The sequence below is a fragment of the Burkholderia sp. BCC1999 genome (assembly GCF_905339975.1).
In the GTDB taxonomy this organism is placed as follows: Bacteria; Pseudomonadota; Gammaproteobacteria; order Burkholderiales; family Burkholderiaceae; genus Burkholderia.
In genome coordinates this window covers 429,714-452,462 of the sequence record NZ_CAJPHP010000001.1, presented here as the reverse complement: position 1 = coordinate 452,462, position 22,749 = coordinate 429,714, and the positions used below count along the sequence as shown (strand labels likewise).

Here is a 22,749-nt window from a genome sequence, read left to right as displayed (position 1 = left end):
CGACGCGCGTCGGCCTACTGCTTCACCCACACGTCGTACGGGTTCTCGGGCATCTGCGCGAACGGGCGGAAGCGCAACCCCTGGACCGTCTTCGCGGCGGCGATCTGGTCTTCGGGCTCGTACAGCGGCACCGCATACGCCTGCTCGTTGATCGCGAAGCGCTGCAGTTCGCCGTACAGCTTCTTGCGCTCCGCCACGTTCTGCGTGCGCGCGGCCGCCTGCAGCCAGCGCGTCAGCTCGAGCGCCGACGCACGGCTGTAGTTCAGCGCGCCGCCGCGATCGACCGGCAGGTAGTGGCCTTCGATGTCGATCCCGTCCGGTGGCGTGTTCGAGTTCGCGATCGAGCCGAACTTGCCGCTCTTGCGTGCCTCGACGTACGTCCCGTCGTCGACGTACTGGATCTTCAGGTCGATGCCGAGCCGTTGTCGCGCCTGCGCTTGCAGTGCCTGCAGCAGCACGTCGCGCTGGTCGCGTACCGTCGCCTGTGCCTGAATTACCGCGATCGTCAGCCGCTCGCCGTTCTTCGTGCGGTAGCCGCCGCTGTCGCGCGTGCTCCAGCCGGCTTCGTCCAGCAACCGGTTCGCGAGTGTCGGATTGTTGCCGTAGGTCCGTTCGATCGTGGCGTCGTAGAGCGGATCGATCGGCGACGTGATCCCCCACGCGCGCGTGCGCTCGCCGCGGTAGATCGACTGCACGATGCCGGTCGTGTCGAGACCCTCGAGCAGGGCGCGGCGCACCTTCACGTCCTGCGTCGGGCCATGGGCGACGTTCAGGAACAGCGAGTAGGGTGTACCGGTGTTGAGCGCACGGCGGTAGGTGAATTCGGCGTTCTTGCGGATCAGCGCGGCGTCGTTGCCCGACACGCCCTCGATCACGTCGACCTGACCGGACAGCAGCGCGCCGGTGCGGACCGACGATTCGGGCAGGAACCGGTAGACGATCCGGTCCAGGTAGGCGGGACCCTGGTGGCCGGCCGTCGGCGGCGCCCAGCGATAGCCGGGGTTCTTCGTGAACTCGATTTCCTGCCCCTTCACGTAGCGGCGCAGGATGAACGGGCCCGTGCCCGCGATGTCGGTGCCGCCCGATTTCAGGCCGGGCCGGTCGAATGCGTTGGGCGACAGCAGCGGCAGCCGGCCGGCGAACGTCAGGAATGGCGCATACGGTGCGTCGAGCGTGATGACGACCGTGCGTTCGTCCGGTGTCTTGACGTCCGAGACGTGCGAGATCAGCCGCGCGAGCTGGCTGCCGGCGGCATACGACAGTTCGCGCGCGTTCAGGAAATTGCGCGCAACGGCCTTCGCGTCGAACGGCGCGCCGTCGGTGAACTTCACGCCGTCGCGCAGCGTGAACGTATAGGTCTTGCCGTCGGCGGACACCTTGTAGCCGGTCGCGAGCCATGGGACGTAGCTGCCGTCGGGTTTCTGCACGAGCAGGCTCTCGTACGCGTTGCGCAGCAGCAATTCGACCTTGTCCTGGCCGTTCAGTTGCGGGTTCAGCGTGCGCGGCTCCGTTTCGACGCCCCAGGTCAGCGTGCCGCCCGAGACGGGCGTGGCCTGTGCGAACGCGACGTGCGGCAACGCGAGTGCGAGCACGAGCGCGGCCGACGCGGCGCGGCGCGACATGAAGCGGGTGGAATCCGGAAATGCGAATGTCATGCTGGGAAGCCTTTCACGAAGGGGATTGCAGGAGAGCACGGTGCGGCGGACCGTGCGTTACGCGTTCGCGTGGACGCGTGCACCGTCCCTGGCGGAATCGGCCGCCGGCGGATCCCGATAGAGATCCGGGATCAGGATCTTTCTCAACCACACCAGCGGTGTGCCGAGCGTATTCGTCGAGCGGTCGAATGCAATGTAGCCGTGGCGCTCGTAATACGGCTGTAGCCATGGATGGTTGGTCGCGGTCGCGAGATAGGTCGCGGGGGCCTTGACCTGCTCGGCCAGGAACCGCGATTCGACGTGCTCGATCAATGCCTGGCCGAGGCCTTGGCGTTTGAATGCGGGGGCCACCGCGAACCAGTGCAGGAACGGATACGGCGTGCGACCGGGTTCGCCGGATACCCACGGGAACCGTACGGTCAGTGTCGCCGCGAGCGCGGTGCGACCGTCGTCGGCTGCCCGTTCGAGCACGAAGGTCGTTTCGCGAGCGATCGTTTGCGCGACGAGACCGATCGGCGAGCGGGTGATGTTGAAGTGCACGCCTTGTGCGATCAGTGGTGCGTACGCGTCCTGCAGCAATGCATAGACAGCCGGCACGTCGTCGGCGCCGGCGGTGCGGATCGTATCGGTCATCGCGCCGCGCTCTCGAGGTCCGGTTGGCGGGCGACCGCGTGCCTGCTCGCGTCTCGCGCATCCTGCCGGTCGCGTGGCGCCGCCGTGTCGCGATCATCGGCGAGCGCGCCGGCCAGCAAGCGCAGCGACGCAATCCGCGGCGCGGCATCGGCGACCGGCGTGTCGACGACGAATTCGGCAATCCCGTGACGGCGGTGCAACGCGTCGAGTTCGTGCAGCACGTCGTCGCGCGTGCCGTGCAGGATTCGCGTTTCGCGCGGGTCGATCCGGTACGGGCCGCCACCGGCCTGGCGGATGTAGGCATGCGCCTGTTCGAGGCTGCCGACGTTGACGGCGGGCGTGTCGCCCACCTGTCCGCGAAAGCCCTGATGGCCGCTTGCCAGTCGAGCCGCCGCGTCGCGGGTGGCCGCGACGATCACGGAGACCGCAAGCAGCGGCGCGCGGTTGCCCGACGCGCGGCGGTATGCGTCGAACGTAAGTTCCAGATCCGCGACGGATGCGTTGAGGTGCGACGCATGAACGTACGCCCAGCCGAGCCGCGTGGCGAGCGCGGCGCTTGCCGCGCTGGCGCCGAGCAGGAACGGTTGCGCGGGGACCGGCGGGTGCGGCGTCGCGTGCAGTGCGCCGGCGTCCTGCCCGGTTGCATCGGCGGTCGCTGCGGTCCCCTGAAGATGGCGATGCAGCGCGTCGGCCAGATCGGCGAACGATGCGCGCCGCGCGGGATCGTAGCCGTCCTGCAGTGCGCGCGTCGACAGCGGCAGCCCGCCCGGCGCTTTGCCGATGCCGAGATCGACGCGGCCGGGCGCGAGCGACGCGAGCAGGTTGAAGTTTTCCGCGATCTTGTACGGACTGTAGTGCTGCAGCATCACGCCGCCCGACCCGACACGGATGCGCTGCGTGTGCGCGAGCACGTGCGCGATCAGGATCTCGGGCGACGGGCACGCGAGCGCGGCCGTGTTGTGATGCTCGGCGAGCCAGTAGCGGTGGTAGCCGGCGGCATCGGCGAAGCGCGCGAGCGAGATGCTGCGCGCCAGTGCGTCGGCGGCGCTTTCCCCCGGCGCAACGGGGCTCTTGTCGAGCACGCTCAGGCGGAACGGCAACGCGGACAAAGGGGAGTCGGAGCGGATGGCGTCGAACGTCATGATGAGGCGATCGGCGCGGGTTGAAGCGGCCTGATCAACGGGTTAGGCATGCAGAATTATTTTTCGCCGGCGCTCGCGCGGTCAAACAATCAAGAAGAATATCGAAAGCCGAAAATATTCGTTCCGGCCCACCGGGGGGCTTGCGTTATGGTCGTTGGCTGCGCGCCTTGTGGCGCGTGCATGGCGCCTGCCGGACGATCCGACGCGAGTGTGCTCGCCATCGTGATGCCGGCATGCATCGCCCGAACCAACGGAATCACGAGGAATGCAGATGAACGACGATGGCGAACGACGCATGGCGCGCACCGCACGCACGGGCGCGATGATCGGGGCCGCGTCATGAGCCGCGCCCGCAGACGGCTGAAGACGCTCGTGGGCGCGGCCAGTGTGCTCTATGCACCCGGCGATGCGGAGGTTGCGCAGGGCGTGCGGCGCGCGGCGTCGCTCGCACGCAAGGCGGAAGCCGAGAAGATCACGGGCCTCTTTACCGCCGATCTGCTGCAGGCCGATACAGCCGGCCTTGCCGGTAGCACGGGCAGCCAGGAGCCCATCGTCGCGCTGGCGGCGCTGAGCCAGGCGACCTCGGCGATCGGGCTCGTCGCGACCGTGTCGACGACGTATCACCATCCCTACAACCTCGCGCGCCTGATCGGCACGCTCGATCACGTGAGCGGCGGCCGCGCCGCATGGAATGCGGTCACGTCGTCGGTCGGCGAGGAAAACTTCGGTGACGCGGCGTTGCCCGACCCGGAGCGCCGTTACGCACGCGCGGCCGAATTCGTCGAAGTCGTCAACGCGCTGTTCGACGCGAACGATCCGGACGCGACGCGGCGCGGGCGGGGTGGCGGCATTTCGGTCGATCCGCTCAGGCTCGGCCCGATCGACTACCGCGGCGCGCACTTTCAGGTCCAGGGGCCGCTGAACGTGCCGCCCTCGCCGCAACGGCGGCCGGTCCTGTTTCAGGCAGGGCAGTCGGCGAGCGGCGTGGCGCTCGGTGCGCGGTATGCGGAAGTCGTCTATACGTCGCAGCCGACGCTCGACGATGCCCGCGTGTTCGTCGCCGAGCTGCACCGGCAGGCCGCCGCGTTCGGTCGCGGCGACCGGCTGCCGCTCGTGATGAATTCGTTTCATTCGGTGATCGGCGAATCCGATGCCGATGTCGCGCGGCGGTTGCGCGACAAGCATGAACGCATCGACTACGAACAAGGCAGGCTGAAGCTCGCCGACATGCTCGGCGGTCGTGTCGACCTGCGCGGCCTGCCGCTCGATCAGCCGTTGCCGGAATCGCTGTTGCCGGCGATCGACAGCGTGCATCGCCGGCGCGGGCGCGTTGCGATCTTCGTCGGCTACGCGCGCCAGCGGCTGACGCTGCGCGAGCTGATCGTCCGCGCGCAGGAGACCGGCCACTGGTTCGTGGCCGGCACGCCGGAGCAGCTCGCCGATGCGATCGAAACGCGCTATCGCGCGGGACTCGTCGACGTACTGTCGTTGCACGGGCTCGGCCAGCCCGACCAGGAGGATTTGCTGCTCAACGGTTTGCTGCCCGAATTGCGACGCCGCGATCTGCTCGACACCGATTACGTGGGCGGCGATTTCCGCGCGAACCTGGAACTGCCGGCGTTGCGGCGCGAGACTGCAACGGCATGAACGGGCGCCGAGTGAATGGTGTGCCGGCCACGGCGAAACGAACGACAGGGGAGTCGCGAGACATGAACCGTGACGTGCCGATACCGGCGAAACGGGAAGATGCGAACGGGATGCGGCAGCCATCCGTGACAACCGGCCGGATCGCTTCATGCCGCCGCCCGTCCTGAGCGCCGCGGGCGTCGCGAAGCGCTTCGACGCGACCGTCGCGCTGTCGGCGCTGCATCTGTCGATCGAGGCCGGCGAAGTCGTCGCGTTGATGGGCGCGAACGGTGCCGGCAAGTCGACCTTCGTCAAGATCCTGAGCGGCGCGCTGCGGCCGGACGGCGGCACGCTGGCGCTGCGCGGCGAACCCTATCGACCGGCGTCGCCGCATGCCGCGAAGCGGCTCGGCGTTGCGACCGTGCACCAGTCGGTTGCCGATGCGGTCGTGCCGACGCTGTCGATTGCCGACAACCTGTTGCTGGACCGGCTGTGCGATCCGGCGTCGGCCTGGCGCGTGCCGCCGGCCGCGCGGCGAGCCGCGGCGCGACCGCTCGCCGAGCGCGTCGGACTCGACGTCGACCTGGCGGCGCCGCTGGCCTCGCTGTCACTGGCGGACCAGCAGCGTGTGACGCTGGCGCGCGCGCTGGCCAGTCAGCCGTCGCTGCTGATTCTCGACGAGCCGACCGCCAGCCTGTCCGCGCCGGAGGCCGAGCGGCTGTTCGTGCTGGTGGACGCGTTGCGCCGAGACGGCGTCGCGATCCTGCTGGTGTCGCATCGGCTCGGCGATTTGCGTCGCATCGCCGATCGCGTGGCGATCGTCCGCGATGGCCGGATCGTTGCCGATCTGGCCACGCCGGTGGATTTCGATGCCGCCGTGGAAACGATGATCGGACGCGCATTGCCGCGCGCGCGTGCATCGGCGCCGGTTCGCGACGGGCAGTCCGGATCCGGCGCGGGCTTCAGTGCGCGGCAGATCCGGCTGACGCCGACCAGTATCCCGTTCGACCTCGAGGTCCGGCGTGGCGAGATCGTCGCGATCGCAGGCCCGGTCGGCGGCGGCAAGTCGCGCTTCGCCAATACGATCTTCGGTGCGGCGCGTGCGGCGGCCGGCGAGATGACGCTCGACGGCCGGCCATGGCGGCCGCGTTCGCCGGCCGACGCGATTCGCGCGGGCGTATTCCTGGCCGGCGAAGATCGCTGGCGGGCGTCGTTGTTTCCCGACAGCGTGCCGTTCGCATCGATCGCGGGCACGATTGGCTTTCCGTTCCTGTCGCGCTGGTTCGCGAGCGGCGCGGTGCGTCGCTCGTGCGAACGCGCGGTCGCGGCGGCGACGATCGCCCGGTTCGGCATTCGCTGCACGGGCCCGGACGATCGCGTGGCCCGCCTGTCAGGCGGCAATCAGCAGAAGGTCGTGCTCGCTCGCTGGCACGCCGAGCCTGCACGGCTGTTGCTGCTCGACGAGCCGTTTCAGGGCGTCGATGCGGGTGCGCGTGCCGATATCGTCGATTTGCTGAGGCGCCATGCGCCTGAGCGCGCGACGATCGTGTTCGTCAGCGATCTCGAGGAAGCGGCCGAGATCGCCGATCGTGTCGTGCGATTCGATCGCGCCACGCTCGATCGCCTGCATCCGATTTCTACCGTCGTGCAAGCTACCTCATGAAATCCGTTCCCCCTTCCGTCATGCAGCCCGCCTCGCCCGGCGAGCGGTCGCGTCCCGCGCCGGCCCGCATCCGCGATGCACTGGAACGCACGGGCATCCTGCTCGTGCTGGCCGCCCTCGTGATCGTGTTCGCGCTCAGGGAGCCCGCGTTCCTGAACCTCGACAATCTGTTCAGCATCCTGCAGGCCGTGTCGATCGTCGCGTTGCTCGGCATCGGCGTGACCGTCACGCTCGCGGCCGGCGGCTTCGACCTGTCGGTCGGCAGCGTGGCCGCGACCGCACAGATGGCTGCGAGCTACGTGCTGGTCGTCTGGCACGGCAGCGCGCTGGCCGCCGTGATCGCGTGCCTCGCGCTTGGCGTCGCCGCCGGGTGGTTCAACGGCTTGCTGATTACGCGGTTGCGCGTGCCCGATCAGCTCGCGACGCTCGGCACGCTGTTCCTGCTGGCCGGATTGCAACTGATCCCGACCGGCGGCCGTTCGCTCGCGACCGGCTCGGTGTTGCCCGACGGCACGGACGCGACGGGCGTGTTCCCCGTCGCCTTTCTTGCGCTCGGCCGGCTGCGCGCGTTCGACGTCGTACCGTTGCCCGTGCTGATCCTCGCGGCAGTGACGGTGCTGGCCTGCGTCACGATGGAGGCGACGCGCTGGGGCCGCGTGATCTACGCGATCGGCGGCAACGAAACGGCGGCACGGCTGGCCGGTGCGCCGGCTGCGCGCTATCGTGTCGCCGCGTATGTCGTGTCGGGCGCGATCGCGTCGCTGGGCGGCGTGCTGATCGCCGCGCGGGTCGGTCGCGGCGACGTGAGCGCGGGACACTCGCTGCTGCTCGACGCGGTGGCCGCCGCGCTGATCGGATACGCGGTGTGGGGCGCAAAGCGGCCCAACGTCTTCGGTACGGTCGTCGGGGCGGTGTTCGTCGGCGTGCTGCTCAACGGGCTGACGATGCTGAACGCGCCTTACTACATGCAGGATTTCATCAAGGGCGTGTTGCTCGTGCTGGCGCTTGCGTTTACGTTCGGTATCGGTCGCCGTGCGGATGCCCGCGCATGATGCGCGGTGGCGCGACCCCCGGCGCGGGTGCGGACAGGTTCGTCGATTCACCGCTTCGCCGGGTTCGGACAGTTTGTTATCCAAAGTAATATCCATTGCCGAATCGATCGGTTTGCGTTCGTGTGTCGCACTGATAGATTGGGCCGATATCGTTCGATGTGGAGGCAGACACGCCATGCAATCGTTGCTTCGCCGAAAGTTGCGTATCGACCTGAAGATCGGCGCGCTCGTCGTGGGTGCCGCGATCGTGCTGGGTACGCCTGCGGCACACGCGGGACCGCTCAAGGGCGCGCCGGCGCCGTTCGACAAGGGCGGCGTGAAGATCGCGCTCGTCAACTACCTGTCGACCGGCGACTTCTTCCAGGCGTACGAGGCCGGCGCGCAGAAGCAGGCACGTGCGCTCGGCGTGGATCTGCGCATCTACGAGGGCCGCCAGGATGCGGCCGAGCAACGCGAACAGATCCAGCAGGCGATCAGCATCGGCGTGTCCGCGATCATCGTCAACCACGGCTTGCCCGAGTCGCTGAAGGATGTCGTGCAGCGTGCACTCGACAAGGGCATCAAGGTTGTCGCGTTCGACGTCGATCTTGCCAATCCGAAGGTGCCGCAGATCGAACAGAACGATCGGGACCTCGCGAACCTGCTGCTGGATCAGGCCGTCAAGGACAACGGCGACGCGTTCGCGGCAGGATACGTCTATGTGGCCGGATTCGCGCCGCTCGACCGGCGCGATGCGGCCTGGCGGGATTTCAAGCGCGCGCACCCGAAGGTTCGGGAAAAGGCGCGGTGGGGCACCGTCGACACGCCGATCGCGCAATCGGTCGCGAATCAGGCGGCCGCCGCCTATCGCGCGAACCCGGACATCCGCGTCGTATTCGCGCCTTACGACGAGTTCGCGCGCGGCGCGAAGCTTGCGGCGGACGAGGCCAGGCTGTCGTCGAAGGTCCGTATCTATAGCGCGGACATCTCGACGGCCGACATCGAGGCCATCCGCGCGCCGGACAGCGCATGGGTCGCGACGGCCGCGACCAATCCCGCGGTCGTCGGGGCCGTGTCCGTGCGGGCCGCGGCACTGCTCGTCGCCGGCCAGAATCCGGGCGCACGCATCGCGGTCAGGCCGACGCTGATCACGCGCGACGATATCGTGAAAAACGACATTCGCACCGTGGCCGAACTCGGCGCGAAGTTTCCGGCGTTCCGCGCGAGCGACGCGGCGACGGCCGCATGGATTCCGGCGATCGATTGATCGCCTTTAACCGCAACGACTCGTTTCTCCTTTCGCGTGCCGCTGGCCCGTGACCCTAACATGACGACCCTGAACGACTATCTCGCCCAAAAACGCGCTGCATGGCACGCGAAGCAGCAAGCGGCACGCAACGATCCCGATTTCAAGGCGACGCCGCTGAAGGCGACCGTACGCGCGCTCGGCCGCAGCGGCGTGCGCGAGATCCGGATTCGCGATTTCCAGGTGCTCAGCGACAGCCCGCCCGATTTCGCGGGCTATAACCTCGGGCCTGCGTCGCCCGAACTGCAACTCGGCGTGCTCGGCAGTTGCCTCACGCACATCACGTTGATCCAGGCTGCGGAGCGCGGCCTGAAGATCGACTCGATCGCGGTCGAGGTGACCGGCGACCAGCATCCGCTCGCGCAGCAGCCGGGGTTCGAGCATGTCCCGGTCTTCCCGCACAACATCCGCTATACGCTGGACATCGCGTCGCCCGAGCCGCCGGAGGCCATCCGTGCGTTGCATCAGGCGGTCGAAGCCGTTTGCCCGATCTTCAACCTGCTGAGGCTGCCGCAGCAGATCGACGGCGAATTGCGACATACGCAGGGATAACGCGCCGGTGCGGCATGTCGTTCGCACGTTGCGCCGCGTTTGCCCGCCGAGTTGCCGTGTGTTGGAACGGCGTCGCGCGCGGTGCGACGATTCGTGCGCAGGTGAGTTTCATGTTGAAATAGATGCGTTGTGATAAGAATACTTATCCCGATGTCGTTGATGCGAATGAATCCAGTCGATGAAACTGCAGCGTCGGTTGTGCCGCCGACGCCGTTTGCGGGCGTCAACAGACGCGGAAGCGACCGGCGCTAACGGCCCGACTCGTCGGCCAGGTCATTGCGGTAGGCACGCGGCGAACAGCCCACGATGCGCTTGAACGCGTGCCCGAACGCGCTATCCGAGTCGTAGCCGAGGCGTTGCGCGACCGTCGATATTGATGCGTTCGAGCGCCGCAGCTCCCGCATCGCAAGCTGAATCCGCCAGCGCAGCACGTATTCGAGCGGCCCGAATCCCAGCCGCCGCTTGAAATGCAGCGCGAACGTCGAACGCGACACGTGGCAGCAGGCCGCGAGTGCGTCGACGGTCCAGCGTCGTGCAGGTTCCGCGTGGATGGCGGCCAGCGCCGCGCTCACCCGTGAATCCGCGAACCCGGCAAGCCACCCGGCATCGCCGTTCGCACCGTCGTCGACGTAGCGCCGCAGGATCTGCACGAGCATCATGTGTCCGAGATGCCGGACCATCAGCGACCCGCCTGGCGACGACGCGCCGAATTCCTGCGCGAGCTGCTGCAGCGCCCAGCGCAGCACCGCCGCCTGTTCGGATTCGCCGCTCACGACCACCACCGGCGGCAGGCTGCCGAGCAGCAGCGGCATGCCTTCTTCGTACGCGAAGCGGCCGCCGATCAGAAAGCAATCCTCCGGTTCGCCGAAGTGCGCGATACCGCGTTCGACATTCCGGTACACGTCGGCGGCCGGTATCGGCACGACCGCCGGATCGCTCGCCAGCGAAAATGCGCGCGGTGACGCGAGCAGGAAACAGTCGCCCGTGCGTAGCCGGACAGGCGGCCCCGCGCCGTCGACGGTCAGCCAGCAGCTTCCTTCGACCACCGCGTTGAACTTGATCCCGTCGGGCGGCGGAATCGCGACTGCCCACTCGCCGCCGGCGCGCAGGCCGGTGAAAAACGAGTCACGCGTTTCGAGCAGCGACAGCACTTCCGACAGTGGATCCATGCGCAACTCCCGGACGATCTCGACGAAAAACCGGATTCTATTGCATTCACAGTCCGGAAGCGTGACCGGAGAATGACCTCGTGCAGTGACGTGACCGACGGGCGGCCGCGCGCTGTGCGCATCGTTCCTGGAGCCTTCAATGACGAGCAGGCAACACCCCCTTCATTCCGGATTCGACGCTGTGTCGACGGCGAGCGACGTCCTGGCCGGTCTCGACCTTCACGGCAAAACGGCCATCGTCACGGGCGGCCATTCGGGTCTCGGCCTCGAAACGACGCGCGCACTGGCCCGGGCCGGCGCAAACGTCATCGTCGGCGCGCGGAGCGTCGAAGCCGCGCGCGACGCGACGCGCGGGATGGCCGGCGTCGAGAGCGTGGCGCTCGACCTCGCCGATCTCGCGAGCGTGGCCGCATTCGCCGCGCGGTTCGTCGACGCGCGGCGCGACGTGCATGTCGTCATCAACAGCGCGGGCGTCATGGCGTGCCCAGAGACACGAGTCGGTGATGGTTGGGAGGCGCAGATGGCCGTCAATCATCTCGGCCACCATGCGCTCGTGAACCGACTGTGGCCCGCGCTCGCGCATGGGCACGGCGCCCGCGTGGTCGCCGTGTCGTCGCTCGGGCACCGGCTGTCGCCGATCCGCTGGGATGACGTTCAGTTTGCGCACGGTTACGACAAATGGCTGGCATACGGACAGTCGAAGACCGCCAACGCATTGTTCGCGGTGCAACTGGATGCGCTTGGCGCCGGTTACGGCGTTCGCGCGTATTCACTGCATCCGGGCAAGATCGCGACGCCGCTTCAGCGCCATCTCACACGCGAGGAGATGATGGCGCAGGGCTGGGTGGACGAGCACGGCGTGCCGATCGATCCGACTTTCAAGACGCCGGCGCAGGGGGCGGCGACGCAGGTGTGGGCCGCAACGTCGCCGCGCCTCGCCGAAACCGGCGGCGTTTACTGCGAGGATTGCGACGTCGCGGTGGTGACGCGTGGCAACGAGGAGTCGGGCGTGCGGCCACATGCAATTGATCCGGAGGACGCCAAGCGTCTGTGGGCGTGGTCCGCGGCATTGACGGGCGTCGATGCCTTCGCGGCGCGTCGCTGACGCCTGGGCGATCGCCGGGGAACGCGCGGATGTTCGCGAGCTGGCCGCGCGTGAGCCCATGCTGGCGCCGCGCCGCGCGTATCAGCTTGGCGCGTGCGCCGACATGGTTAGAATGGCCACGGCATCCCTGTCCTTCCCGTTGCACGTCACCCGATCGACACGAACCGATGACCTTACAAGAACTCGAAACACTGATGCGAAGCCTGTTCGAGGATGAGAGCCTCGATGATTTCGGAACAAGCGACTACAGCCTCACGTTCGTCGTGCCCGGCAAGGTCAAGGACGTCAAGGCTGCGTTGCTGACCCGCATGGACCCGGCCGGATGGAGCGGCGAATCGGTGCACTGGTTCTACCGGAACGATGCCGACGACTGGGCGCTGTATCTGCGCGCGGTTCCGCATGCGGTGTTCTGCATCGCGACCGTACAGTCGTTGCATGCGCAGCACATGCAGAAACACCTGGACGCATCGGCCGTCACGCCGGAGCAGCAGGCGATCTACGACGCAGAGGAAGCGCAGCGCCGGCAGGAGGCCGAAGCGCGGCAGCGTCGCGACACGCGGACAGCGCCGCTGGCGCCGCTCGGCGGGCCGTTCCATACCGATGGCGAACGCGTATGGGCGCGCGTCGGCAGCGGGCATCGCTATCACGCGCTCAACCATTTCGATCTCGGCAGCTTCCGGCATCTGGTCGACAACTTTGCGGTCGATGCATCGGGGCTGCGCTATTACGCGGCCGGCGCCGCGTCCCGCTACGACGACGCGGGCGAAGGGCTCATCGCCGACGGCGATGCGGCCACGCTGGAATCGCTCGGTGGCGACTGGTATTGCGATGCACGGCAGGCGTACTACTTCGATCGCGACATTCACAATCCCGATCGCGGCCAGTGCCATCTGACCGTGGTCAAGGCCGATGTGGCCAGCTTCACGCATATCGGCGGCGCGTACGCACGGGATGCGAAGCACCTGTTCTGTGCCGGCGTGCGCAAGCGCGGCATCGACGATCCGGCCGGTGTGGCCGGCCTCGGCTATCGCTATGCGCGGCTCGGCGGGCAGATTCTTTACGACGGCAAGATCGTGGACAAGCCGGGGCGTATCGACGTCGAAACGGCACGCGCCGTTTTTCACGACGTACTGATCGATGCGAATGGCCACCTGCTATGGGGGAAGAACTACCGCAAGCCGTTGCCGGGGATCGACGTGCCAAGCCTGCGTTTCCTGAACTGGTCGTTCGCGGTCGACGACCAGCGCGTCTACTACCGCACGAATGCGAACCTGGCCGTGTGCGAAGGCGTCGATCGCGCAAGCGTGGAGGCCGTGCCGCCGTCGGGGATCCGCGACAGGCACGGAGCGATCGAGCTCCGCTATCCGGACGGCATCGCACGAGTCCCGGCGCCGTCGGCGGAATCCTGAGGGGCGTGAACGGCGGGTTTCGTGCGTCGGGCAATCGCGAGTGGCTGGGCCGTATGTATGCGCTCGGCGAGTTCTGCGCATTCGTGCTGACGTCGCTCGCGGCGCCGACGCGCATTGGCCGCGACCTGTTGTTCGACACGCTCGAGCGCGTGACCGTGCGTCGCTGGGGCATCCAGCACTGACGCGACGGCGGTGCGCGACCAATCCCGGCGCACGCATAACAAAAGCTGAAATCGGCTTTTCACGTGTGCCGGATGCGTCCCTATACTTTGCGAAGCCGCGATCGCGCCACGCCGCGACGCTCCCGCTCTTCTCGCACAAGGATTTGCCCGATGACTGCCCGTGATGCCGTCGATCCGCGCGACGCGTTGCGCGACGCGCTTGCCACGCTGCCCGATCTCGCGAACGCGATCGGGCAGGATGCCGCGCAACGCGAGGCGCGCCGCGAACTGCCGTTCGACGGTTTCACGATCTTTCGGCGCTCGGCGCTGGGCGCGCTGCGGATTCCGGCGGAACGTGGCGGCCTCGGCGGCACGCTGGTCGATCTGTTCGACACGATCGCGACGCTGGCCGCCGCCGATTCGAATCTCGCGCACGCGCTGCGCATTCACTATGACCAGACCGAGACGCTACGGCTGTCGCCGCGCACGCCGTTCAACGACGTGCAGCTCGAACGCGTGCTGGCCGGCGCGATCTTCGGTGGCGCGTCGACCGAACTCGGCACGTCGCGGCCGGGCGAGAACACGACCGTGCTGCGCCGGGACGGCGATCACCATCGGTTGACGGGCCGCAAATACTATTCGACGGGCACCGCGTTTGCCGATTTCGCGCGCATCAACGTGGAGGACGAGCAGGGCAGCGCGTTGGCCGTGATCATTCCCGTCGCGCGCGACGGCTTGCAGGTGCTCGACGACTGGGACGGGATGGGGCAGCGCATGACGGCGAGCGGCAGCCTGCTGCTCCAGAACGTGCAGGTGTTCGCGGACGAAGTGGCCGCACGCGACGGCTCTACGCTCGTCGGCCGTCATTGCGGCGCGCTGCGGCAGCTGCATCTCGTCGCGACGGGCGCGGGCATCGTGCGCAACGTGGTGGCCGATGCCCGCCGCTACGTGCTCGCGCACGGACGTCCGGCGCTGCACAGCCCGGCACCGACCGCGCGCGACGATCATTTCGTCCAGCAAGTCGTCGGCGAGCTGTCGGCGCACAGCCACGCAATCGATGCGCTCGTCCGCGAAAACGCGCGGGCGCTCGATCGCTCCGCCGACGCGATCGAAGCAGGCGACGCCGACGCGCATGCGCATGTGCTCGACAGCGCGCTCGCGACCGCGCGAACGCAACTTATCGTCAGCAAGCTCGCGCTGCATGCGGCCGAGCGGCTGTTCGAAGTCGGCGGCGCGTCGGCGACCGCGCGCGCACACAACTTCGACCGACACTGGCGCAACCTGCGCACGATCTTCAGTCACAACCCGCTACTGCACAAGGCGCGCGTGATCGGCGACTACGCGCTGAACGGCGTGACGACGCACCTGACCGAAGGGCGCGTGTTCTGACCGCGCCGCGGCAGGCTGCCGCGGCCGGACCTCAGCGCCGCAAGCCGGCGTCATGCAGCAGCGGCAGCACGCGTTCGCCGAAGAAGTCGAGATCGGGCTTGAAGTCGTAGAAACTCAACTGGATGCCGTCGATGCCGGCGCGGTGCAGCCGCACGATGGTGTCGGCGACTTCATCGGGCGAACCGGTGATCGAGATGTTGCCGCCGATCGCGCGCGCCGCGGCCTGCGAACGCTGGTCGAAGCCGCCGCGCCACGCATGCGCATCGCTGTCGAAGCGGTGGAAGCTGCCTTCGTCCGCATGCGCGACGATCGCGTCGCGGTACGCGCGCGCCTCCGCCGCCGTTTCGCGGCAGATCACGAGCGGATTGAGCAGTGTGCGGATGGTTCGGCCGTGCGCGGCAGCCGCCGCCTTGACGCGAGCGGTATGCGCGGGCAGCGCGTCGATCGCGCGTTCGGCGTCGGGGCCGGCCGGGCTCGTGACGAACACAATGTCGGAATAGCGCGCGGCGAATTCGATGCCGGCGTCGGAGCCCGTTGCGTTGATCAGCAACGGGCGCCCATAGCGCGGCTTTGGCGTCACGAATGCGCCGCCCAGGCGCCAGCTGGACAGCGCCGGCGTATAGCTGAAGTTGTCCGGTTGCGCCCACAACTGCTGGACCGCATCGAGGAATTCGGCAGCCAGCGCGTAGCGGCGGTCGTGTTCGATTCGGCTCCAGCCGAACATCTCGTGTTCGACCGCGCGGTGGCCCGTCACGACGTTGATGCCCCAGCGCCCGCGCGAGATGTGATCGAGCGTCGCGGTGAATTTCGCGAAATGCAGCGGATGCCACGGCCCGTAGAGTACGTGGCTCGTCGCGACGAGGATGATCCGTTCGGTGCGCGCGGTCAGCGCGGCCAGCGTCATGAACGAGTCGAGCGCGTGGCCGTCGAACACGCCGCCGTAGCCGCCTTTCGGCAGCCACTGCGACAGCGCGAACACGAGATCGAAGCCGAGCGCCTCGGCGCGCGCGACCAGGTCGGCGTTGTATTCGAACGTCCAGTCGGTCGAACGCGGCAAGGTCGACGCACTCCATCCGCCGGCCTGGATCGGCAGGAACAGCCCGAGCATCAGCGGCTGCGCGAGCGCTCGCGATACGGGGCTGTCGGGGAAATCCGCCGGCGAATGGACGTCGACGAACGGCGACGGCGCGAGCGGGGCGGCGAGGGCGGTGTCGCTCATGGCGGGCTCCTGGCGAGGATTGCGCACGCCGGGCCGGCCCACGACGACGGGCACGAAGCCGGTGCGGGTTGGCATCTACGCAGGCGGCCGTGCGCGGGGAAACGGACATTCTCGGCAACCGGGCGCGGCGCGGCAAACAACGAATCCCGCTTTGCTTATCGTGCCGCACCCGATGTGCGTGCCGTCAGAACTTCACGCGCAGCCCGCTGACAAATGCGAGCTGCCGGTTCGTCGACGACGCGCTGCCGATGTTCGAGATCGCCGCGATCTTGCGATAGCCGCCCGACGTGGCCGTGCTCGCATCGCCGGCCGCGAGCTGGTAGATGCCCGACACGTAGATATCGGTGCGCTTCGATAGCGCATAGTCGAACCCGAGCGTGAACTGGTGCCAACGCGGCTTCAGCGTCTGGCCGCCAGTGCCCGGCAGGCCGCTCGCGCGCCCGTCGGTGAACGTATAGACGCCGATCAGCGTGGCGGCCGGTGTGATCTGGTAGCGCGCGTTCACGTCGTAGTTGTTGAACTTGCGCGACGAGCCATCGACATAGTCGAGCTGCGTATGGCTCCATGCGAAGCCGAGCGTCGCGCGGCCGAGCGCGTAGTTCGCGCCGAGTGCACCGATCTGCTGCTTGAGCACGCCGCCGTTCAGCCCGTAGAAGAATGCACCGCTGTAGTCGTTGCCGGTGGTCGAGGTCGCGCCGCCCACCGCGCCGCTCGTGTTCGACGTCGAGTTCGGGTGGTTGAACCGCACATAGCCGCCGCCGACCGACAGCGGACCGTTCACGTAGTTCGCCGACGCGCCCCATGCGTTGTTGTTCGAGAAGCCCGTGCCCGCACCGCCGTTTGCCTGGTTGCTGAATGCATAGAGCAGGTCGGCCGTGAAGCCGGCGATCGTGTCGCTGCGGAACTTCACCGCGTTGTTCAGCCGGAAGCTCTGGTTCAGGTTGTCGTTGTCGCCCACGTGCGTGGCCGGCGACCAGAAGCCGGCGCCCGAGTACTGTGCGACGAGGTCGGTGATCGGCTCGTACTGGCGGCCGAACGTCAGCGTACCGAGGCCCTTCTTGCCGAGGCCCACGTACGCCGAGCGGCCGAACAGGCGGCCGCCCTGGCCGAGCCCGCCGTCGCTCGGGCGGAATCCGCTTTCGAGCGTGAAGACCGCCTGCAGGCCGCCACCGAGATCTTCCGCGCCTTTCAGGCCCCAGCGGCTGCCGCTCAGCTTGCCGCTCGTCTGCTGGATGTTGCTTGCGCCGCCCTGGTTGTTCGTATACGCGATACCGGCGTCGACGACGCCGTACAACGTGACCGAACTCTGTGCGTACGCACTGACGGAACCGATCGAAACCAAACCCAGGACTACCGATTTTTTGATCATGACTATCCTCTGTTTTTATGGGTACGTCTGTGAGGATCACGATGCTATTGACGACGGGGGCGCCGACGAACGGTCGATCCGTGGTTTGTAAATCGCGGCGCGGCCGATTTGTAATGTGTGTTGTCGTCGGCCCGGCAGGTTCGTCGCGATCGCGTCCGGCGCGCACGCCGCGGCGAATGCATCGTACCGACGGCGGACGCCGGGCGCCGGAAACCCGTGCACGCCGTCATATCGATCGATGAAATCGTTCGATGTCCGCAGCACATGCGGCCGCGATCGCGATGTTTTTACGCAACGCGCGCTGTGCGACGAGCCACCGTTGCGCTAAGCGTGCCCGCATATCGATTCCGCAAAACGTTGGTAGGGCCACGCGAAACGTGACGGTAGAGTCGGGCATCCGGTCGCGGGCCGGCATGCTCCGGGAACGGCAGTGCACGCAGGCACGCGTTCATCCCGGTCGGGTGGATCAACGAACACAGGAGCCGTTTGACATGAGTCGCGATGTGCTGTTTCTGCTGGAACCGGGTTTTGTCGATCCGAAGCATCCGGGCCAACGCTTCGTCTGCCCGCACGGACTGTCGATCGAAGGGTTGCTGGCCAGCGCCCCTGATCGTGCCGGCCGCCTCGACGTGAGGCGCGTCGGCTTCGAGCGGCCGCGGCCCGCGTTGATCGAGGCGCTCGACGATGCGCACCAGGGCCTGCCGGTCCTTGTACTCGGTCGCGACCAGCCGGCGCCGGACGACGCGCAGACGCTCGGCGACGTGCGCTTCGTCACCGACGCACGCCGCATCCTCGCGCTGCTGGCCGAACGCCACGGATTTCCGGCGCTGCATTGACGCGACGGCCCCAACGACTCATTCGATCGACAGGAGCACCCGATGTCGTCTATCTCGGCGGCACGCCGCCGCCTGCTGTTCGCCGGCGCCGCGGTCGCGGCGGCGCCCCTGGCCGGGAGGTCCGTGTTCGCGGCGCAGGCCGTCAACGCCGATCTCGCCGGCACGACGTTGCGCGTCGCGACCTACAAGGGCGGCTGGCGTGCGCTGCTGCAGGCGGCCGGGCTCGGCGACACGCCGTACCGGATCGACTGGCGCGAGCTGAACAACGGCGTGCTGCATATCGAGGCGCTCAATGCGGATGCACTCGATATCGGTTCGGGTAGCGAAATACCCGCGGTGTTCGCCGCGCGCCAGAAGGCCAATGTGCGGTTCATTTCGCGGGTGCGCGAAGACCTGAACAACCAGGTCACGCTCGCGCGCAAGGACACGCCGATCCGTGGCATCGCCGACCTGAAGGGCAAGCGCGTCGGATACGTGCGCGCGACGACGTCGCACTATTTCCTGTATCGCCAGCTGACGGAGGCCGGCCTCGGTTTCGACGATATCCAGCCGATCAACCTGTCGCCGACCGACGGGCTATCCGCGTACGATCGCGGCGACATCGACGCGTGGGCGATCTACGGCTACAACGGTCAGCTCGCACGCAATCGCTACGGTGCGCGCGTGCTGAAGACGGGGAAGGGCTATCTGTCGGGTAATTTCCCTGTGTACGCGAACCCGCGCACACTCGACGATGCGCGCCGTCGATCGGCCACCGGCGATCTGCTGCTGCGGTTCCGGCACGCGTATGCGTGGGCGAACGGGCATTTTCGCGACTGCGCGCTCGCGCAGAACCGCGAGACGCGCGTGCCGGTTGCCGATCTCGTCACGATGTTCGACCAGCGCAGCGAAGACTTTGCGTTGCTACCGGTGACGGCCGACGTGGTCGCGCAGCATCAACAGGTGGCGGATGTGTTCGCCCGGATCGGCGTGCTCGACGGGCCGGCCAACGTCGCGCCGTTGTGGGATACGTCGTTCAATCCGGTGGTTGCGGCGGGGTGATGCAGCGCCGCGAGACGATGCCCGTGTGAACGGGCGATGCTTCGGACCCGATGCGGGCTGCGTCGAGCGATCGGGCGTGCGGAATCAGGAGAACGTCGTCGCGACCATGATGCCGAATACCAGCCCGAGCGCGATCCCGCTGAGCCGGCCGTAAATCGACGCGCGAACATTGTCGTCGAGCTCGAAAGGCGAGCGCTTGTGCTTCAAGATCGTGCTGAATGCCACCGGGCGGGTGAGCAGCGCGATGCACGCGATCAGCACCGGCGTGGCGACGAGCATCGCGATGCGCTGCCCGTTCCAGTCGACGCCGTGCATGGCCAGCGAAACCAGCGCGGCAAGCGGCACCTCGACGCACAGGCCGAGCAACGAGCCGCTAACGAATGAATCTCCCGGAGACTGGAACATGATCGGTCCTGGCGTTCGAATGAAACCGGCGCCTGGTTCGGGCTGCCGATAGAAAAAACCGTGGCCGTTGCCTGCGGCCGGTCGACCGTGTTCGGCATCAGCGAGGATGACGGCCGGATGGTAAGGCAAATTGCCGGCCGGTTGTCGGTCATTCAAGCTATTTAACAAAAGTACGGAGCAATGACGTGCTTTTGTGCCACATCGGGATAGCGCGTCGTGGTAATAATCGGACCTCGTGTTGCCGTGGGCAGCGCCGGTGCGATCGACTTCGCGATGGCAATACTGTTCCGGCACGAAAATATGATCGTCGTCGGTTTGTCACGGGGGCAGAACCCGTTCCGGGCGGCGCACCGCGTCACGCGAGTCGATGGCGATCGCGATCATGAGTCTTCCGTTGCGGTGCGGAACGACGCTCGACACGATACCCGCGGTGGTCCCCTATCTGCATGTGCCTGCGCCGCTCGTCGAGCACTGGCGGAGCAGCATCCCCGAAGGTGGATTGAAGGTCGGGTTGGTCTGGGCGGGCGATCCGCGCCCCGATCAGGCGCAGGCGCACGCGACGGACCGCCGCCGCTCGCTTCCGGCGAGCGCGTATTTGCCGCTGCTGCAGATGCCGGGGGTGAGCTTCGTGAGCTTGCAGAAGGGCGAAACGACCCGCCGGCAGATCGACACGATTCCGTCGTCGCTGCGTCCCGTCGATCCGATGGAGCACGTGCGCGACTTCGCGGACACGGCGGCGATCATCGCGCATCTGGATCTCGTGATTACCGTCGATACGTCGGTGGCGCACGTGGCGGGCGCGTTGGGCAAGCCGGTCTGGATCCTGTCACGCTTCGACGGCTGTTGGCGCTGGTTGGCCGATCGCGACGATTCGCCGTGGTATCCGCAGGCGCGGCTGTTCCGGCAATCGGAGCCGGGGCAGTGGAGTGATGTTGTCGAGCGTGTGGCAGGGGCCCTCGAGCACCTTCGTGCCGAACGGGAATTGATGAAGCGGCCTATCTATTTTTGTAAGTCATGGTTCCGTGCCAAGAAGCGGCCGACGGAGATTTGGTCTGAGGAGCAAGCCAGGTCGGCTCACGTCAATGGCCAACTTTACACGGTTCTTGTGGACTCCGTTGAGCAACCATATTGTTTTATTGAAGTAACAGCCAAGGCGATCGGACTTGGTTTTCTTGACGATTTGTTGAGGGAATCACTTTCATACGACTTCCAGGAAGTTGAGCCCGGTAAGCTATTTCTATCGATGGCCACTTATCGAGAATTTGACGGCGGTACGGATAGGGTGATAAGTCGGAAATCATATATCTTTGCTCGTGATGGTGGCGTCACGATACGTCGAGAATTTTTCGATCCGCACCGGATTGAGACTGCCACTTCGTCGGCCGACGTGAGGCCTGATTATTCCGCTGTACCTGAGTTCGGCGAGTACGATGACTTAGTTCGTGTGGAGCGCGGATAAAAGGGGATGGCGTAACACATTTGGACGACAACGCCCGCTTCTGCGGGCGTTGTTGCATCTGCGCTCGAGTCTCTGAAGAGCTGTTTGGCGACACGTCGTCGCTCGTCGTCATCGAGGTGCATAACGCTAATTCCGTCGACCGCGTGACGCAGCCAGTCGTCTGCAATAGTGCGATGCGCGTCGTTCGCGGCGGCGGCCGGCGAGGCCGGCAATTGCTGAATTCTGGCGCTGGCCGTCGCGCTGTCGTCGATCCCGTTTGCAGCGTAAACATCGTGTTGGTTCATATTGCGCGCCTCCCCTTGAAATCGCACAGACATGATGTACGTCCCAACCTGCGTGCAAAAGGCGCCGGCAAGCGCGGCGGGCAATAAAACGGTTTCGCATCATTCGAGGACAACGCCCGGTTACTTGTCTCTCCCCGCTCGGGCAAGAACCGGTAGCTCGTCAGCGAAAACGTCGCGCCGACGGGGTAGTATTTGCGGGATGGATATTCCCCCGACGCATGGCGAGAGGTGCGAATCGGCGCGGCGGCTTGGACGAAAAGGGCGGCCTTGCTTGCTTGTTCACACTTTGACTTCGACACCTCTCGCCCCAGTTGTGTTCAAATTACCGCAATCGTCAGGAGGCCACTATGTTTTCGGAGCAGCGCCCTACATCGTTCATTCTTGCCGCGACCAACCACGGTCCGCTGATCGTCAACCGCAACGATTACGCGATGGTCGACGGACGACCTTGCTATGGTGTCGGTTTTAACCTGCTCGAAACGGGCTCGTTCGACGGATCGGAGGTTGAATTCTTACTGTCGCTGCTGCGCGTTCAGCGACAGCGGTTAGGCGACGGCGTTGTGTTCCTCGATTGCGGCGCTAATATCGGCGTATTTTCAATAGAGGCCGGTCGCATGATGACGCGATGGGGGACAGTGCATGCCTTCGAGCCGCAGGACTTCATTTTTTATGCTCTAGCCGGCAACATTGCCCTAAACAATCTTTTTAATGTTCAGGCGCATTGCGTTGCGCTCGGCGCGACAGATGAAATCATCACGATCCCAAGTGTGGACTACACCCGGCCTGGTTCGTACGGCAGTCTCGAGATCAAGGAGCCCGCGACGCCAATGCTGTCGATCGGGCAATCCGTCGATTACTCACCGGAGATCGGGCGACAAGTTCGTCAGATCACTCTTGATGGTTTGAACCTGAAAAGGGTCGACCTGCTGAAGATTGATGTTGAATCGATGGAGATCGATGTATTGATGGGTGCGCGCTCAATCATCAAGACATTTCGGCCGTTGATCTGGGTGGAGATTCTCAAGTCCGACGCGCAGCGCATTAAGGATCTGCTCGGGGAGTACGACTACCGCTTTTTCGACGCGGGCCTCAACATGCTTGCGGTGCCAGCCGATGACAGCGAGCTACTCAAACGCTTCTGGGTGAATGAGGAAAACGTTCTATTTGTTACAGTGTGACGTTGATTTCTCACTGTAGCGTTGCGGCGCAGGTGATGCTGCGGAAGGGCGTTATCACATCAATCGGTCGTGCGATTCACTGAGGAATAACGCACGGAACTGCGCAAGGCCCGCGCG

Annotated in this window: 21 protein-coding genes; 14 read left to right on the top strand and 7 right to left on the bottom strand. The window is 66.4% G+C overall.

Annotation, left to right across the window (positions count from 1 at the left end; all coding sequences use genetic code 11):
* Window positions 1-14: 14 nt before the first annotated feature.
* Genes U5809_RS01950 through U5809_RS01940 form a run of 3 tightly spaced genes read right to left on the bottom strand, consistent with a single transcriptional unit; the run spans window position 15 to window position 3,430 of the window.
* Window positions 15-1,655 carry an ABC transporter substrate-binding protein gene (locus U5809_RS01950; protein WP_322085262.1) on the bottom strand — a complete coding sequence of 547 codons (1,641 nt, stop codon included), beginning with the start codon at window positions 1,653-1,655 and terminating at the stop codon, window positions 15-17.
* Window positions 1,656-1,712: 57 nt separating this feature from the next.
* Entirely contained in the window at window positions 1,713-2,288 is a 576-nt protein-coding gene (locus U5809_RS01945) for a GNAT family N-acetyltransferase (protein WP_322085261.1), read from the bottom strand.
* Entirely contained in the window at window positions 2,285-3,430 is a 1,146-nt protein-coding gene (locus U5809_RS01940) for an MsnO8 family LLM class oxidoreductase (protein WP_322085260.1), read from the bottom strand. Before U5809_RS01940 ends, U5809_RS01945 begins: the two co-directional genes overlap by 4 nt.
* Before the next feature lie 339 nt (window positions 3,431-3,769).
* Here U5809_RS01940 and U5809_RS01935 point away from each other — a divergent pair, with 339 nt between their 5' ends.
* The 5 genes from U5809_RS01935 to U5809_RS01915 all read left to right on the top strand — a co-directional run bounded on the left by U5809_RS01935 (window position 3,770) and on the right by U5809_RS01915 (window position 9,608).
* Window positions 3,770-5,077, top strand: a complete 1,308-nt coding sequence (locus tag U5809_RS01935) for an NtaA/DmoA family FMN-dependent monooxygenase (RefSeq protein ID WP_322085259.1) — start codon at window positions 3,770-3,772, stop codon at window positions 5,075-5,077.
* Between the two features lie 148 nt (window positions 5,078-5,225).
* Window positions 5,226-6,719 carry a sugar ABC transporter ATP-binding protein gene (locus U5809_RS01930; protein WP_322085258.1) on the top strand — a complete coding sequence of 498 codons (1,494 nt, stop codon included), beginning with the start codon at window positions 5,226-5,228 and terminating at the stop codon, window positions 6,717-6,719.
* The gene (locus U5809_RS01925; protein ID WP_322085257.1) at window positions 6,716-7,771 is read left to right on the top strand and encodes an ABC transporter permease; all 1,056 of its coding nucleotides are present in this window, start codon (window positions 6,716-6,718) and stop codon (window positions 7,769-7,771) included. Before U5809_RS01930 ends, U5809_RS01925 begins: the two co-directional genes overlap by 4 nt.
* Before the next feature lie 175 nt (window positions 7,772-7,946).
* The gene (locus U5809_RS01920) at window positions 7,947-9,017 is read left to right on the top strand and encodes a substrate-binding domain-containing protein (RefSeq protein WP_322085443.1); all 1,071 of its coding nucleotides are present in this window, start codon (window positions 7,947-7,949) and stop codon (window positions 9,015-9,017) included.
* A gap of 60 nt (window positions 9,018-9,077) precedes the next feature.
* Complete coding sequence (locus U5809_RS01915; RefSeq protein WP_322085256.1) at window positions 9,078-9,608, top strand: OsmC family protein; 531 nt, start codon at window positions 9,078-9,080, stop codon at window positions 9,606-9,608.
* A gap of 248 nt (window positions 9,609-9,856) precedes the next feature.
* Here the strand turns inward: U5809_RS01915 and U5809_RS01910 are convergent, their stop codons facing one another.
* Window positions 9,857-10,777: an AraC family transcriptional regulator gene (locus U5809_RS01910; protein WP_322085255.1), complete on the bottom strand. Its 921-nt coding sequence runs from the start codon at window positions 10,775-10,777 to the stop codon at window positions 9,857-9,859.
* A gap of 139 nt (window positions 10,778-10,916) precedes the next feature.
* Here U5809_RS01910 and U5809_RS01905 point away from each other — a divergent pair, with 139 nt between their 5' ends.
* The 4 genes from U5809_RS01905 to U5809_RS01890 all read left to right on the top strand — a co-directional run bounded on the left by U5809_RS01905 (window position 10,917) and on the right by U5809_RS01890 (window position 14,841).
* Window positions 10,917-11,882: an SDR family NAD(P)-dependent oxidoreductase gene (locus U5809_RS01905; protein ID WP_322085254.1), complete on the top strand. Its 966-nt coding sequence runs from the start codon at window positions 10,917-10,919 to the stop codon at window positions 11,880-11,882.
* Window positions 11,883-12,049: 167 nt separating this feature from the next.
* A complete protein-coding gene (locus U5809_RS01900) occupies window positions 12,050-13,291 on the top strand; it encodes a DKNYY domain-containing protein (RefSeq protein ID WP_322085253.1) in 1,242 nt (413 codons plus the stop codon).
* A 5-nt stretch (window positions 13,292-13,296) separates the two neighbouring features.
* Window positions 13,297-13,473 carry a hypothetical protein gene (locus U5809_RS01895; RefSeq protein ID WP_322085252.1) on the top strand — a complete coding sequence of 59 codons (177 nt, stop codon included), beginning with the start codon at window positions 13,297-13,299 and terminating at the stop codon, window positions 13,471-13,473.
* Window positions 13,474-13,623: 150 nt separating this feature from the next.
* Window positions 13,624-14,841, top strand: a complete 1,218-nt coding sequence (locus tag U5809_RS01890; protein WP_322085251.1) for an acyl-CoA dehydrogenase family protein — start codon at window positions 13,624-13,626, stop codon at window positions 14,839-14,841.
* A 31-nt stretch (window positions 14,842-14,872) separates the two neighbouring features.
* Here the strand turns inward: U5809_RS01890 and U5809_RS01885 are convergent, their stop codons facing one another.
* Together U5809_RS01885 and U5809_RS01880 are read right to left on the bottom strand one after the other, a co-directional pair.
* Entirely contained in the window at window positions 14,873-16,060 is a 1,188-nt protein-coding gene (locus tag U5809_RS01885; protein ID WP_322085250.1) for an LLM class flavin-dependent oxidoreductase, read from the bottom strand.
* A gap of 184 nt (window positions 16,061-16,244) precedes the next feature.
* Window positions 16,245-17,429, bottom strand: a complete 1,185-nt coding sequence (locus tag U5809_RS01880) for a porin (protein WP_282512916.1) — start codon at window positions 17,427-17,429, stop codon at window positions 16,245-16,247.
* A 491-nt stretch (window positions 17,430-17,920) separates the two neighbouring features.
* On the opposite strand from U5809_RS01880, the gene U5809_RS01875 reads away from it, so the two are divergent.
* On the top strand, window positions 17,921-18,265 hold the full coding sequence (locus U5809_RS01875; RefSeq protein WP_322085249.1) for a DUF3088 domain-containing protein: 345 nt from the start codon (window positions 17,921-17,923) through the stop codon (window positions 18,263-18,265).
* A gap of 42 nt (window positions 18,266-18,307) precedes the next feature.
* Complete coding sequence (locus U5809_RS01870) at window positions 18,308-19,306, top strand: ABC transporter substrate-binding protein (protein ID WP_322085248.1); 999 nt, start codon at window positions 18,308-18,310, stop codon at window positions 19,304-19,306.
* Between the two features lie 84 nt (window positions 19,307-19,390).
* Here U5809_RS01870 and U5809_RS01865 read toward each other — a convergent pair whose 3' ends face one another.
* Window positions 19,391-20,005: a hypothetical protein gene (locus U5809_RS01865; RefSeq protein WP_322085247.1), complete on the bottom strand. Its 615-nt coding sequence runs from the start codon at window positions 20,003-20,005 to the stop codon at window positions 19,391-19,393.
* A 73-nt stretch (window positions 20,006-20,078) separates the two neighbouring features.
* Between U5809_RS01865 and U5809_RS01860 the strand changes: the two genes are divergently transcribed.
* From U5809_RS01860 to U5809_RS01850, 3 genes are all read left to right on the top strand, one after another.
* Window positions 20,079-21,170, top strand: a complete 1,092-nt coding sequence (locus tag U5809_RS01860) for a glycosyltransferase family 9 protein (protein WP_322085246.1) — start codon at window positions 20,079-20,081, stop codon at window positions 21,168-21,170.
* Between the two features lie 20 nt (window positions 21,171-21,190).
* Entirely contained in the window at window positions 21,191-21,541 is a 351-nt protein-coding gene (locus U5809_RS01855) for a hypothetical protein (protein ID WP_322085245.1), read from the top strand.
* Between the two features lie 260 nt (window positions 21,542-21,801).
* Window positions 21,802-22,632, top strand: a complete 831-nt coding sequence (locus tag U5809_RS01850) for an FkbM family methyltransferase (RefSeq protein ID WP_322085244.1) — start codon at window positions 21,802-21,804, stop codon at window positions 22,630-22,632.
* Window positions 22,633-22,749 lie beyond the last annotated feature (117 nt).